The organism is Kitasatospora sp. NPDC001159 (assembly GCF_053598235.1).
Genome location: NZ_JBSFJV010000061.1, coordinates 37149 through 50907, shown reverse-complemented (window position 1 = coordinate 50907; position 13759 = coordinate 37149). Strand labels below are relative to the sequence as shown.

Genomic DNA, 13759 nt, shown 5'->3' with positions numbered 1-13759 from the left:
TACCACGCACACCGCACCAAGCCACTGCTCGCCTTCGCCACCCCAGGCATCGCCGCGGCCCTGACCCATCCCCGGCGGACCCACCCGCCCCGCACAATCGACACCCTCCAGAACGCAATCGCACAGTACGAAGACGAGATCAAATCAGGCAGTAAATAATTGACGGGTCCCAAGGCGCGGTCTTCCAGGGCGCGGTCTTCCAAGGCGCGGCCTTTCAACACGGGCCGGTGCTCTGGTCGGCGACTCCCTTTCGGGGGTGCCGGGGGTTTTCAGGCGTTGTTGAGGTAGGCCAGGACGGCGAGGACTCGACGGTTGTCGTCGTCCGAGGGTTGGAGGCCGAGCCGGACGAAGATCGACGCGGTGTGCTTGGCGATCGCCCGCTCGGTGATCACCAGCTGTTGGGCGATCGCCGCGTTGGACCGGCCCTCGGCCATCAACGCCAGCACCTGCCGCTCGCGCGGGGAGAGGGTGGAGACCGGACCGGCCGAGGAGTTGTGGGTGAGCAGCCGGGTGATCACCTCCGGGTCCATCGCGGTACCGCCCTGGGCGACCCGCCGGACGGCGTCGATGAACTGGGCGCCGTCCAGCACGCGGTCCTTGAGCAGATAGCCGATCCCGCCCGTGCTGCCGGCCAGCAGCTCACGGGCGTACAGCTGCTCCACGAACTGCGACAGCACCAGCACGGGCAGGCCCGGGTGCGCCTGACGGGCCGCCAGGGCCGCGCGCAGCCCCTCGTCGGTGAAGCTCGGCGGCAGTCGCACGTCGACCACGGCGATGTCGGGCCGGTCGGCGGCCACTGCGGCGAGCAGCTGTTCGCCGTTCTCGACCGCCGCGGTGACCTTCATGCCGTTGGCCTCCAGCAGCCGGGTCAGCCCGTCCCGGAGGAGGAAGAGGTCTTCGGCGATGACAACGCGCACGGGATCTCCAGGTTCACGATGGTCGGGCCACCGGACGGGCTGCTGATCGCGAGCACCCCGTCGAAGGCGGCCAGTCGGCGTTCGGTTCCGCTGAGGCCGGTTCCCCGGGACGGGTCGGCGCCACCGCGCCCGTCGTCGGTTACCGATATCCGCAGCAGCCCGCCACTGTGCCCTATCTCGATCCACACGTGCGAGGCCCCGGCGTGTTTCACCGTGTTGGCCAGCAGCTCGCTCACCGCGAAGTAGGCGGCCGACTCCACTGGGGCCGGGGCCCGGCCCGGCAGGCTGCCGGTGAAGGTGACCGGCAGCGGCAGGTCCAGCGCGGTCGCCTGCACCGCGTCGGCCAGGCCGCGGTCGGCCAGCACCGGCGGGTGGATGCCCCGGACCAGGTCCCGCAGCTCGCTCAGCGCCTTCACCGAGGACGTCCGGGCCTCGGCCAGCAGCGGCCCGAGGGCTTCCGGGTCGTGCTTCAGCTGCTCGGCGACGGTCAGCAGCATGCCCAGCGCCACCAGCCGGGCCTGCGCCCCGTCGTGCAGGTCCCGCTCGATCCGGCGCAGCTCGGCGGCGCCGGCGTCGATGGTGTCCGCCCTGGTCCGGGCCAGGTGACTGATCTGGCGGGTGAGTTCGGTTCGCCGGGACGGCCCGAGCAGTGCCCGGGCGGACTTCTCGTGAATCCGCAGGACGGGCGGGGCGGCCCACAGGACGGCGAACGGGAACATCCAGACGCCCATGCCGTAGACCACGAAGAGCGGGAAGAACGGCCCGTTCCGGCCGAAGACCTCCAGGGCGACCGGGGTCAGCAGCACGATCGCGGCGGTGAGCAGCACGGCGAGACCGGTAAGGAGCGCCCAGGCGAGGTCCCGCCAGGTCGCCGGGTCGGTCAGCCAGCCGCCGGACCGCAGCCGCCGCCAAGGGCCGGCCTCCCGGGCCGCGCGGCGGTACGGCACCGGGACCGGCCGCCCGCTCCACCGATCGACGACGCGCCGACTCTCGGTGGCGGCCCAGCGGGCGCCGAACAGCCCGAGCACCAGCAGCGAGGGCGCCAGCCAGAGCGAGACGGACCGGTCGCCGGGCGCGGCGCCGCCGTACAAGTGGGTCGCCATCACCGCGAGCGCGCCCGGGGCGAACAGCGCGGCCCCGACCGCCCGGCCGCCGCCCCCGGTGGCCCAGCAGAGCGCCCAGAGGGCGACCGGCGCCATCGGCACGAGCAGGATCAGCGGCCCGCCGGGGGAGAACGGCCGGGACTCGTCCGGGCCGAACAGGGCGGCGGCCAGCAGGATCGGCCCGGCCAGCAGCGAGACCAGCCCCGTCACGGCCAGAGTCGCCACGTACCAGGCGCGTACGCCGTCCACGCAGGCCCGGCCCAGTTGCCGGGCCACCCGGCCGGTCGCTCCCGTCCTCATGACACTCCCCCTCTGCGTTCCGCAGCCCCTGTGCAGAGGCCTCGAAGCCTGCGGTTCCGAAGCCCTACAGGCCGGCGGTCCCGATCTTTCGACGGCTCAGTCTGCCTGGCGCGGGGACCCGGCGCCCTAGGCCTGAACACCCAGTTCGAGGTGTATCTGGATACACCTCCGAGAGGCCGTTTGGACGGCTGTCCGCACCCCGCCGCCGATCCGTAGCGTCATCTTCCGTCAGCCGGCCCCGGGTCTCCCGGTGCCGGACCCCGAACCGTGGAGGGCCCGTGAACGCGCCGATCATCCGGATCCGCGGCGTCAGCAAGACGTACGACCGAACCGACGCCGCCCGCCCCGCGCTGGCCGGGCTCGACCTGGAGGTACGGGCCGGCGAGGCGCTGGCCGTGCTCGGCCGCTCGGGCAGCGGCAAGTCGACCCTGCTGAACCTGATCGCCGGCCTCGACCGCCCGAGCGAGGGCGCGGTCGAGGTGGACGGCGTGGCCGTCCACCAACTCGGCGAGGCCGCGCTGGCCGAGTACCGGCGGACACGGATCGGCATGGTGTTCCAGTTCTTCAACCTGCTGGACGACCTGAATGTGGAGGACAACGTGCTGCTCCCGGCCCAGCTGGCCGGGATGCGGCGGGAGCAGGCCCGGGCCCGGGCCGGGGAGCTGTTGGAGCGGCTCGGGGTGGCCCGGCACGCCAAGGCCTTCCCCGGCCGGCTCTCCGGCGGCGAGCGCCAGCGCGTCGCGGTGGCCCGGGCGCTGATGAACCGTCCGCCGCTGCTGCTGGCGGACGAGCCGACCGGCGCGCTGGACACCGCCTCGGCCGTCGACGTCCGCGACCTGCTGCGCGGGCTCAACGCGGAGGGCCAGACGATCCTGCTGGTCACCCATGACACCGCGCTCGCCGAGGCCTGCGCCGACCGGACGATCGAACTGCTCGACGGTCGGCTGGTCCGGGACACGGCAGCCGTCCCGACTCCGGGCGGGATGCGATGAGCGAGCGAACCAATGGGAGGCACGCGTGGGGGAATGCCCCTGCCGAGCGAAGCGGGATGGTCCTCTCATGAGCGTCCTCGGCAAGGTGGTCCGGGCCGGGGTCGGCCGCAAACGGGTGCAGACCCTGGTCATGGTGCTCACCACGATGATGTCCGTGACGGCGTGCATCCTCGCGGTCGGGTTGCTGGTCGCCGCCCAGGGCCCCTACCAGCGCTCCTTCGCGGACCAGCACGGCGCGCACCTCAACGTGCTGTACGACCAGACCAAGGCGAGCCCCGCCCAGCTCGCCGCGGCCGCCCACGCGCCCGGCGTGACGGCCTCGGCCGGCCCCTACCAGGCGGTCACCGTCCAGCCGCGCTCCGGCCCGGCCACGAAGATCCCGCCGAGTGGAAGCCTGCTGCCGCCGATGACGCTGGTCGGCCGCGCCCAGGACGGCCCGATGGACGGCCTGCGGCTCACCATGGGCCGCTGGGTCGCGGGCCCCGGCGAGGTGGTCTTCCTGGACGGGCACTCCCCGCTGGCCCTCGGCGACAGCATGCAGTTCCCGGACCTGCCCGGACACCCGACGCTCAAGGTCGTCGGCCTGGCCTCCTCGGTCTCCTGGAGCGCGGACGGCTGGGTCGCCCCCGAGCAGGTGGCCGGGCTGACCGCGCCCGGCACGACCCCCGCCGCCCAGTACCTCTACCGCTTCGCCCACGCCGACAGTGACGCCGAGGTGGAGGCCGGCCACGCCGCGCTGGCCGCCGCAGTGCCGAGCGGAGCGCTCACCAGGGCCACCTCCTACCGGCCCGCCCGGGAGGAGGCCAACCGGACGGCCTCGACCTTCGTCCCGTTCGTCACGGCCTTCGGAGTGCTCGGCCTGGCCATGTCGGTGCTGATCATCGGTGTCGTGGTCAGCGGCGCCGTGAGCGCCGCCACCCGCCGGATCGGCATCCTCAAGTCCCTGGGCTTCACCCCGGCCCAGGTGGCGCGCGCCTACGTCGGCCAGGCGCTGATCCCCGCCGGGGTCGGCACGGCACTCGGCGTGTTCGGTGGAAACCTGCTCTCCGTACCGGTCCTCGGGATGGCCCACAAGGCCCTGCGCGGCGGCCTGCTCGGCATCCCGTTCTGGGTGGACGTCGTGGTCCCGGTGGTGGCCCTGGTCGCCGTGACGGGCACCGCGCTGGTGCCGGCGCTGCGCGCCGGGCGGCTGCGCACGGTGGAGGCGCTGGCGGTGGGCCGGACGGCGCCGGGCGCCAAGCGGACGGCCGCCGGTGGCATGACCGGCCGGGCCGGAGCGGTCGGCCTGCTGTCCCGGGCGCAGAGCCTGATCGGCCGACTGCCGGTGCCGCGTGCGCTCAGCCTGGGGATGGCCTCGCCGCTCAACCGGCCGGGCCGCTCGGCGACCACCGCCGCCGCGGTGGTGCTCGGCACGGTCGGGGTCACCCTCTGCGTCGGCCTGACCCTGTCGCTCGGCTCCCTCCAGGACGGCCTGACGGCCGACCGCGCGGGCAAGGTGCTGGTCCAGTCCCCGATCGAGGGCGCCCCGAAGCCCGTCGACCATGTGGACGAGGCGGCCGTGGTGAAGGCGATCGAGTCCCGCTCCGGCACCCGGGCCTGGTACAGCAGTGTGCCGACCCCGGTCACCGTGGCCGGGAACACCGGGCGCTCCCAGGTGGTCGCGTTCACCGGCGACGCCTCCTGGAGCGGCTTCCAACTGGTCTCGGGCCGCTGGTTCCACGGCCCCGGCGAGGTCGTGGTCAGCGCCGCCTTCCTGCGCGCCGACCAAGTGAAGGTCGGTGACACCGTCACCCTCACCGACCAGGGGCACAGCACCCCGGCGAAGATCACCGGCGAGGTGCTGACCACGAACGACCTGGTGTTCCTGGACCGGGCCGCGCTGGCGCCGCTCGGCGGCGCGGTCCACGCCGAGGCGATCTCGTTCCACATCGACCTCACCCCGGGCACCGACACGACGGCCTACGCCGACGGGCTGGACCAGGCCGTGAAGCCACTGGGCCTGAGCGCCGACCCCGGCGGAGAGCACATCAACATCGTGGTGCTGGCGATGAACACCCTGGCGGGCACGCTCACACTGCTGCTCTCCGTGGTGGCAGGGCTCGGGGTGCTCAACACGGTGCTGTTGGACACCCGGGAGCGGGTGCACGACCTCGGGGTGCTCAAGGCGCTCGGGATGTCTCCCCGGCAGACCGTCGGGATGGTGCTCACCTCGGTCTGCGGCAGCGGGCTGGTGGCAGGGCTGATCGGGGTCCCGGTCGGGATCCTGGTGCACCACCAGGTGATGCCCGCGATGGCCCGCGCTGCCGGGATCGGGGTGCCGGACGCGGACCTCACCGTGTTCGCCCCGTCGGTGGTGGGGCCGCTGATACTCGGCGGCCTGGTGTTGGCGCTGCTCGGCGCCCTCCTGCCCGCGACCTGGGCGGCCCGCACCCGGACGGTCACGGCGCTGCGGACGGAGTGACGGCGGGGGAGGGGCGCGGGTGGTCGGCCCGGACGAGCCGACCACCCACGCCCCGCCCCACCCGCCTCAGGAGAGCCGCGCCGCCGCGTACGCCTCCATGGCGGCCCGCTGGTAGGCGGCCAGCCCCGGGGCGATGGCCTCGTACGCGGCGCTCCACGTCCCGTTCTCCGTGCAGGAGCGCGCGATCGCGAGGTACTCCTCCACCGGGACCGCCCGGATCCCGTTGAGCAGCTGGTACTCCTCGTCGATCATGCGTTGTGCAGGCTCGGCGTCGGCCGGGTGGCCGCTCGCCATCAGCTCCGCTAGGCGGACCATCCGTGCGGTCCGCTCGCGCTGGCCGGCCTCGATCTCGGCCGGGGTCATCGCGGCGGTCGCCTGCCGGGCCGCCTCGGCGTGCTCGGGGAAGTCGCGCAGGCTGACGTCGACGTCGGCGGGCTGGATGCCCTCGAACAGGTTCTCGGGTCGGTTGATGTTGGTCATGGGCGTACCGTCCTTCCGGGAGCGTTCCAGGTCGGCGATCGTGCGAGAGACGGTGGCGGCCAGGGAGCCGAGCCGGTCGCGTTCGGTGACCAGTCGGCGGTGATGGCCCCGCAGGGCCTCCAGTTCGTCCACCTGGTCGCCCAGGATCCGGGCGATCTCGGTCAGCCCCACGCCCAGTGCCCGTAGCACGAGGATCTGCTGCAGCTGCAGCAGCTGCCGCTCCTCGTAGTAGCGGTGGCCGTTGGAGCCGATCCAGGCCGGGGGAAGCAGCCCGATCTCGTCGTAGTGCCGCAGGGTTCGGGCGGTCACCCCGGACATCCGGGCGACCTCCGCGATGGGCCAGGCCATGGCCGTCTCCTCTCCCACGCCGCTTGGACCGAGGCCGGTTCCTCCGGCCCTGGTCATGACGGTAGAAGCTGCCGCTGCGGCAACTTCAAGCCCGCAAGTTCAAACCCTCAGCGCTGAACGGCTCGCACGGCTGAACGGCTCGCACGGCCGAACGGTTCAAGCAGCTGAACGGCTCACGCGCCGGTGAACCAGTCCAGCGACTGTCCGTGCGGCCCGGTGTAGGCCACCGGCTGCTCGTCCAGGGCGAGCGCGAACAGTCCGGGCCGGGCCGGGGCCTGGGCGGGGAGCCGCTCCGCCACGGTCGGCAGCACGGCGATCGCCTCGTTGGAGATCCAGTGCCCGGGCAGCTCGCGCATGGTCCCCGCGAACTCCTCCCGGGCCTCCGGCGGCAGGTAGGCGAGCACCGCGCTGTGGAACACCACCGGCGTCGCCTGCGCCGGAGCCTGCGCCACCAACTCCCGTACGGTCGCGTTGAGATCGCCGCGCGTCAGCAGCGGCGGTTCGGTCCGGGCGACCTGGACGGCGCCGCGCAGCCGCTCCAGCCGGTGGGTCTGCTCCGGCCAGACCAGCGACTCCAGCCAGCGCATGTCCTCCTCGGCCCGGACGTCCAGCGGGTTGAGGTCGATCCCGGCCCGCCACACCACCTCGGGCAGCCGCTCCCGCAGGGAGTCGACCATCGGTACCGGTCCGCTCACCGCGCACTCCAGCGTCACCGGGCTCCCCTCGGCGCCGAACTCCTCCACCGCGGCGCCGGATTCACCCTCGGGCACATACCGGTACCGGTACCGGTCCGGGTACAGGCAGAGCCCGGCCGAGGCGCCCACCTCGATCAGCGCGAGCGGCTGCGGCAGCGAGGCCAGCAACGGCAGCAGGGTAGCGCAGCGGCCCGCCTCGTTGGTCTGGGTGCGCCGCTCCAGCATGGTCGCCGAGACCTCGTCCCAGCGCGTCGCCGCCCAGTCGCGGAAGGCCGGCCAGCCCTCGGTCACCGGCCCGCCCAGGTGCCGCACCGCGCCGAACAGTAGGTTCGGCTGCCGCTTCGGAACCGGCAGTTCCCCCAGCAGCCCGAGCAACTCCGCGTCCCCCGCGACCCGTTCGGCCAGCTCCTGGTAGGCAGCCGAGTTGCCGCGTGCCTCCCGCTCCGCAAAGGCCAGGTAGAGGTTCCCCGTTCCGGTGTCCATGGTGCGTACTCCCTTTCTCTCAATCGGATTTGGCGCAGCCTTGGCCGTGCCCTTGCTGCCCGCTGTACGGGCGCCAACCCGGTGCCCGCGAGATCGGGCGCACCGGAAAGTGAGGCCGCCCGTCACGTGAGCCCGCCGGTGGCGACCGCAACTCCCCATAGCAGGAGGGCTGATGAAGTCCAAGATCCGTACCCGCGCCGTGCTCGGCACCACCGGCGCGCTGGCGATCGGCTCCGCTCTCTCCGGGCTGCTCTGCGAACTCCTCGGCCCGCGCACCACGCTCTGGCTCGGCGGGGCCGTCCTCGCGACGGCCTTCCTGCCGGTCTATTTGTCCCCGCTGCGCACCCGCCGACCGCCTCGGGTGCCGGAGCCGGAGCCGGAGCCGGAACCGACACCAGGGCGCGGGTCTACCAGCGCGGAGTGCCGTGTCCCGGCTGCCAGTCCAGCCCCGGGTTCGGCCGCGGACGAAGGGTGCGCACCAGCGCGCTGACCGACCAGACGACCACGGTCAGCAGCCCGTAGAACAGCAGCAGCGTCCAGAACGGGGTGGTGGACAGGCTCCGGTTCTCGAACCGGCACCACGCGTCCGGCGGCAGCCAGGACGCACCCGTCTCCAGCAGTCGCCCGCCGCCCCGCACCAGGCCGCGCTCGCAGCGCTCGTCGTAGTCCAGCGACCGCACGTACAGCAGGCCGTACAGCGCACCCGCCGTGGCGAAGGAGAGGGCGGCGCTGATGCCGAGGAGCAGAGCCCGTCTTCGCCCGGCCGCCGTACGGATGTTCGTCACTGGGGCAGCGTACCGGCGTGCCGGCCCCGGCCCTGTTCAGAAGGGCTCGAACGGCCAGCACGCCCCCGGCCCGGATCACCCCAGCAGGCCGCCCATGTGCCCGTCCTCGGCGAGCAGCCGCCAGGAGCGGCCCGGTGAGGCGAAGGCCTCCGGGTCGACGGCCTCCACCAGCCGGTCCACCACCGTGCTCAGCAGCGACTGCGGGTCGAACACCGCCCAGGTGTCCCGGCTCCGGCCGTGGTCCCAGCGCTCCCACTCGGCGCGCAGCCGCTCGTACGTCCACAGCGCGTAGAGCAGCGCGGACAGGTCGCGGTTGAGGTAGGCCTCGGGCTGGCCGTCGTCGTACCAGTCCGGCAGTTCGAGCCGGCCGGTGGCGCCGTCCAGGGCGATCGTGAGGTCGGTCGGCCAGTCCCCGAGGACCAGGTAGTCCCGCTGGTACGGGCGCTCCTCCTCACCGTCGAAGTATTCGGGGTACGCCTCCGCCATGGTGACCAGCGGTTCCTCGCACGCCCCGAACATCGCCCCGCCCAGCGGCAGCCCGACCTCGGTCAGCAGCCGCCGGGTCGGCTCGTGCACCAGGGCGGCGGGCAACCCCTCCGGCCGGAAGCGGTGCACCAGACCGGCCCTGCCGTCCTCGTCCGTCAGCGTCGCGAGCTCGGCCACCAGCTCCCCGCCGACCTCGTACGCGGGCCCGTCCGGCCCGCCCGGCAGGGCGCCCCAGCTCAGCGCCCGCACCAGCAGGGCGGTTCCCCAGTGCGCCGGTACGGCGCTCCGCCCGAACAGCGCGGGGTCGATCTCCCGCATCCGCCGCTCGGCCCCCGCCGTCACCTCGGCCACCACTGCCGGACCACGCCGCCCGTCCAGCGCCTCCGACCGCCGGGCCGCCTCGCCCACCGCGTCCACCTCGCGCACCAGGGCGGCCAGCGCGGTCAGGTCGGAGGCCAGCAGGTCGCGTCGCGGACCGCCGTTGCCGAGGAACACCTCGCCGGTGGTCCCGTCCAACAGCACCAGGTTGCCTACCGCGGCGAAGGGCGTGCAGTAGTCCGTCTCCCCGAGGACGAACAGCCGCTCCGCCCCGCCCGGGAGCGCCTTCAGCGAGCCGGCGTCGAGCACCCCGAAGTCCAGGAGCGCCCCGGCCGCCGGCAGCCCCTCCCGCACCAGGAAGTCCCGGCTGCCCTCGTGGACCACCCCGCCCGGCACCCCGACCACCCGCGCACACCCCACGTCCCCCACCCTTCACGGTTCTGCCCCCTGACCCACCAGACCCTAGCGGGCCCGCCCGACAGGGCCACGGGGGTTTCGCGCGTCGGGGCGGGATCGTGACGTGCCGCCCGGCGAAGCGGCGGTGCGTCCTACGGCAGCGGCACCTCGTCGACGTTCCAGTGCCCCGGCAGATCCGCATCGCAGAACACGCACACGTAGTGCTCCTCCCGCACGATCCCGCAGCGCCCGCACTCCGGGCAGCGCCGGAACACCACCGCGTGGGTGAAGCCGCTCGGGTGCGGCAGCCCGACCCGGTCGAGGGCCGCGGCGACGGCGGTCCAGGAGCGGACGTCCGGGCAGTAGCCGGTGGACAGGTTGCTGACCGTCTCCACCTCCCAAGCCCCCCGAGCCTCCCGAGTCCCCCAACCGCCGCCGCCCGAGCGCCGGAACCCGACCTCCCCGGCTCCGAGCACCAACTCCCCGCCTGCACAGGCCACATGCTCACTGCGGCGCGGGGCGAGCCGCAGCGCCCCGGTCAGGTCGACCACGAAGGTGAACGGCTCCGCCCATTCCGCCGCCGTCCGCTCGCCCGCCCAGGTGGCGAACTCGCCGGCCGTCCGCACCCGTTGACCACCAGGGCTGCCGCCCGACGTGAACTCCCGCAGCTCCGGCGGCCCCACGTACCGGTACGCCCGCCCGAAGCCCTCCTCGACCTCCGCCGCGACACCCCGCCCGCCGGCCTCCCGGGCGGCCCGCTCCACGCGGTCGTGGTGGGACTGCCACCAATCCTCGTCGCCCGGGGCGGTGTTGACGCCGTCCGAGCGTTGGCCGGTGGCGCCGTCGATGAGTTCGCGGACCAGGTCGGCGTGGCCGACGTGGCGGTGGGTCTCGGCGATCATGTGGACGAGCACCCGGTGCAGGGTCTGCTCGTGGCGGTTGCCGAACGGCACCTGGCCGACCGCGTCCAGCGGCAGCTCCTCGATGGTGGCGTCCGAGTGCGCCCAGACCCGCCGGTAGCGCCCGACGATCTCCTCGGTGCTCTCGTCCGCCCGGGCCCACAGGTCGCCGTTGGGTTCGGCGTCGCCGACGATCCACAGCGGGGTCGGCTCGGGGAAGGGTCGCCCGAAGGTGGCGCCGAAGTACAGCGCCTCGGCCCCGGTGACGTGCTTGACCAGTCCCAACAGGTTGGTCCCGGTGGGTGTGAGCGGGCGCCGCAGGTCGTACTCGGAGAGGCCGTCGAGCTTCCACAGCAGGGCGTCACGGGCGTCCTGGATGTAGATCCGGAGGTCGTTCCTGTCGTCTGCCGCGGTCATGGGATCAGTCTGCTGACCGCAGGGGAGCTGTCCATCGAATTTGGTTCCAGCCCGACAGCGGCCGACGTCCACCGCGACGAGCACGGAGAGTGACGGGTGGGGCGGAGGTAGCGGACTTGAATCTTTGCGAACGGATGTTCGATCCTGGGACTGTGCCCGTTTTCGAATCTGTTTTCGAATCTGCCGCCGAGCAGCCCGAACGCCCCGCACTTCGGCCGGTGGCGTTCCCGGCTGCCCTGGCGGGAGAGCCAGGGGAGCCGGGGGAACAGGAGGAACCGAGGACGAAGCCGGTGACGCTCCGCCCGGTGGCGCCCGCCGTCGCGCCCGAGGACGGGCAGGCGGCTGTGCGCGGGCTGGTGCCGGTGGTGCCCGCGCTACAGGAGGTGCTGCCGGACGGCGGGCTGCGGCGGGGGACGGCGGTGTCGGTGGCGGGCGGGGACACAGGGCTGCTGCTGGCGCTGGCCGCCGGGGTGCGGGAGACCGAGGGCGGCTGGGCAGCGGCGATCGGGCTGCCGGACCTGGGGCTGGCCGCCGCCGAGGGGTACGGGCTGGACCTGCGGCGCCTGCTGGTCGCGGACGACCCGGGGCCGCACTGGCCCGAGGTGGTGTCGGTGCTGGCCGGTGCGGTGGAGCTGATCATGCTGCGTCCGGCCGGACCGGTGCCGCCGAAGCTGGCCGCCCGGCTGGCCGCGGTGCTGCGGCGCAGCGGCTGTGTGCTGCTGGTGGCCGGGCCGTGGCCGGGGGCGGTGCTGCGGCTGGGCGTGCGGTCCGGGCGCTGGTTCGGGCTGGGGGACGGCTACGGGCAGCTCGCCGGTCGGCAGGTGGAGGTGGTGGCCGAGGGCCGCGGTTCGGCGGTGCGCGGCCGTTCGGCTCGGCTCTGGCTGCCGGACGAGCACGGCGCGGTGCGTCCGGTCCAGGAGCAGCCCCTCCGGGAGCGCCCGCAACCGGTGGCGGCGGTGGTGTGACATGCCGACGATGCGGGACGGCGACCGAACCCCCCGGGTGCTGGTGGTCTGGTGCCCGGACTGGCCGGTGGTGGCCGTCACCGGCGACGACCCGGTGGCGGTGACCGAGGGCGGGCGGATCCTCGCCTGCTCGGCGGGCGCCCGGGCGGCCGGGGTGCGGCAGGGGCAGCGGCTCAAGCTGGCCCAGCGGCTCTGCCCGGAGCTGGAGCTGCGCGACCGCGACCCGGAGGCGGAGACCCGCCGCTTCGAGCCGGTGGTCGCGGCGGTGGAGGCGTTCACGCCCCGGGTGGAGGTGATCCGTCCGGGCCTGTGCGCCATTCCGGTGAAGGGTCCGGGTCGCTACTTCGGCGGTGAGGAGGCGCTGGCGGTCAAGGTCGGTGCGGCGGTGGCGGAGGCGCTCGGCCGGCCGCCCGTCCCGGACGCCGTCCCCGGCGCGGTGACGGTGCCCGACGCAGCACCGGCTGACCAAGCGGACCCGGCAGACCCGGCAGCGCCGCCGATCACCCCCCACGCCCAGGTCGGTGTCGCCGACGGCCTGTTCGCCGCCGTGCTCGCCGCCCGCGCCGGGGTGCTGGTGCCCGCCGGGCGTACGGCGGAGTTCCTCGCCCCGTACCCGGTGGGCGCGCTGGGCGACGAGACGCTCGCCGAGCTGCTGGGGCGGCTCGGCCTGTCCACCGTCGGGGCCTTCGCCGCGCTGCCCGCGGAGGCGGTCGCGGACCGCTTCGGCCCGGCCGGGACGGTCGCGCACCGGCTGGCCCGCGGTCTGCAGCCGCGCCCGCTGGTGCCGCGCGGCGAGGAGCCGGATCTCTCCGTCGAGCAGCGCTTCGACCCGCCGGAGCCGCTCGCCGAGCCACTGGTGTTCGTCGCCCGCACGCTGGCCGAGCGGCTGCACCAGCGGCTGGCCGGGGCCGGGCTGACCTGCCGCCGGGTGGCCGTCGAGGTGGCCTGCGCGGACGGCCGGACGGCCTCGCGGCTGTGGCGGCACGAGGGCCGACTGTCGGCGACGGCGCTGGCCGAGCGGGTCCGCTGGCAGCTCCAGGCCTGGCAGGGCGCGGGCACCTTCGAGGGCGGCGGCCGGGAGGGCTTCGCCCTGCTCCGCCTGGCCCCGGACGGCCTCTCCCCGGACCAGGGCCGCCAGCTCGCGCTGTGGGGCCAGGCCGTCGCGGACGACCGGGTGGAGCGCGCGGTGGCCCGGGTGCAGGCGGTGCTCGGGCACGCCGGGCTGCGCCGGATCGAACCGGCCGGCGGGCGCGGCCCGGGCGAGCAGCAGGTCAAGGTGCCGTGGGGCGAGCCGTACGAGGCGGCGGCCCCGGCCGACGCGCCCTGGCCGGGGCGGTTGGCGGACCTCTGGCCGGCCGTGGTGCTGCGCGAGCCGGCGCCGGTGCGGGTGCTGGACGAGGGGGGGCAGCCGGTGACGGTGGACGGCCGGGCGGGGGTGTCGGGCCGGCCGGCCCTGGTCGTGGTCCGGGGCCGGGAGGAGCGGGTGGAGGGCTGGACCGGGCCCTGGCCGGCGGTCGAGTACTGGTGGGACCAGTCGCTCGCCCGCCGCCGGGCGCGGTTCCAGGTGGTGGTGGACGGCGGCCGCGCGCTGCTGCTCACCGTGGAGGGGGGTGCGTGGCACCTGGAGGCCGGCTACGACTAGCGGTCCCGGAACCCGAAGGAGGGCCTTCGGCCCCCGGGGCCCGAAGCAGGGGGAGCAGGACGAGTACGAGAA

General features: G+C 74.4%; 10 protein-coding genes and 1 pseudogene. 4 read left to right on the top strand and 7 right to left on the bottom strand.

What is annotated here, in order from left to right; genetic code table 11:
* Nucleotides 1-269 precede the first annotated feature (269 nt).
* The gene (locus ACWC9T_RS27155) at nucleotides 270-917 is read right to left on the bottom strand and encodes a response regulator (protein WP_449823674.1); all 648 of its coding nucleotides are present in this window, start codon (nucleotides 915-917) and stop codon (nucleotides 270-272) included.
* On the bottom strand, nucleotides 869-2320 hold the full coding sequence (locus ACWC9T_RS27150) for a histidine kinase (protein WP_449823673.1): 1452 nt from the start codon (nucleotides 2318-2320) through the stop codon (nucleotides 869-871). Before ACWC9T_RS27150 ends, ACWC9T_RS27155 begins: the two co-directional genes overlap by 49 nt.
* 278 nt (nucleotides 2321-2598) lie before the next feature.
* Here ACWC9T_RS27150 and ACWC9T_RS27145 point away from each other — a divergent pair, with 278 nt between their 5' ends.
* Nucleotides 2599-3312: an ABC transporter ATP-binding protein gene (locus ACWC9T_RS27145; protein WP_449823672.1), complete on the top strand. Its 714-nt coding sequence runs from the start codon at nucleotides 2599-2601 to the stop codon at nucleotides 3310-3312.
* Between the two features lie 67 nt (nucleotides 3313-3379).
* Nucleotides 3380-5773 carry an FtsX-like permease family protein gene (locus ACWC9T_RS27140; RefSeq protein WP_449823671.1) on the top strand — a complete coding sequence of 798 codons (2394 nt, stop codon included), beginning with the start codon at nucleotides 3380-3382 and terminating at the stop codon, nucleotides 5771-5773.
* A 66-nt stretch (nucleotides 5774-5839) separates the two neighbouring features.
* On the opposite strand, the gene ACWC9T_RS27135 is transcribed toward ACWC9T_RS27140, so the two are convergent.
* From ACWC9T_RS27135 to ACWC9T_RS27115, 5 genes and pseudogenes are all read right to left on the bottom strand, one after another.
* Nucleotides 5840-6601: a MerR family transcriptional regulator gene (locus tag ACWC9T_RS27135; protein ID WP_449823670.1), complete on the bottom strand. Its 762-nt coding sequence runs from the start codon at nucleotides 6599-6601 to the stop codon at nucleotides 5840-5842.
* Between the two features lie 173 nt (nucleotides 6602-6774).
* Nucleotides 6775-7779 (bottom strand): DUF2332 domain-containing protein, encoded by a 1005-nt coding sequence (locus tag ACWC9T_RS27130; protein WP_449823669.1) that lies wholly within the window; start codon nucleotides 7777-7779, stop codon nucleotides 6775-6777.
* A gap of 407 nt (nucleotides 7780-8186) precedes the next feature.
* A complete protein-coding gene (locus ACWC9T_RS27125) occupies nucleotides 8187-8564 on the bottom strand; it encodes a hypothetical protein (protein ID WP_449823668.1) in 378 nt (125 codons plus the stop codon).
* A gap of 75 nt (nucleotides 8565-8639) precedes the next feature.
* Complete coding sequence (locus ACWC9T_RS27120) at nucleotides 8640-9788, bottom strand: SUKH-4 family immunity protein (RefSeq protein WP_449823667.1); 1149 nt, start codon at nucleotides 9786-9788, stop codon at nucleotides 8640-8642.
* Between the two features lie 710 nt (nucleotides 9789-10498).
* Nucleotides 10499-11080, bottom strand: a pseudogene (locus ACWC9T_RS27115) (DinB family protein); the annotation flags it as partial.
* Between the two features lie 290 nt (nucleotides 11081-11370).
* Here ACWC9T_RS27115 and ACWC9T_RS27110 point away from each other — a divergent pair.
* Both ACWC9T_RS27110 and ACWC9T_RS27105 read left to right on the top strand, forming a co-directional pair.
* Nucleotides 11371-12045, top strand: a complete 675-nt coding sequence (locus ACWC9T_RS27110; protein WP_449823666.1) for a hypothetical protein — start codon at nucleotides 11371-11373, stop codon at nucleotides 12043-12045.
* Nucleotide 12046: 1 nt separating this feature from the next.
* Nucleotides 12047-13687 (top strand): DNA polymerase Y family protein, encoded by a 1641-nt coding sequence (locus tag ACWC9T_RS27105; RefSeq protein WP_449823665.1) that lies wholly within the window; start codon nucleotides 12047-12049, stop codon nucleotides 13685-13687.
* Nucleotides 13688-13759: the final 72 nt, after the last annotated feature.

Coding starts and splice junctions, on each gene's coding strand:
- ACWC9T_RS27150 (WP_449823673.1), bottom strand. CDS start 2,320: ATGAGGACGGGAGCGACCGGCCGGGTGGCCCGGCAACTGGGCCGGGCC.
- ACWC9T_RS27140 (WP_449823671.1), top strand. CDS start 3,380: ATGAGCGTCCTCGGCAAGGTGGTCCGGGCCGGGGTCGGCCGCAAACGG.
- ACWC9T_RS27135 (WP_449823670.1), bottom strand. CDS start 6,601: ATGGCCTGGCCCATCGCGGAGGTCGCCCGGATGTCCGGGGTGACCGCC.
- ACWC9T_RS27130 (WP_449823669.1), bottom strand. CDS start 7,779: ATGGACACCGGAACGGGGAACCTCTACCTGGCCTTTGCGGAGCGGGAG.
- ACWC9T_RS27105 (WP_449823665.1), top strand. CDS start 12,047: ATGCCGACGATGCGGGACGGCGACCGAACCCCCCGGGTGCTGGTGGTC.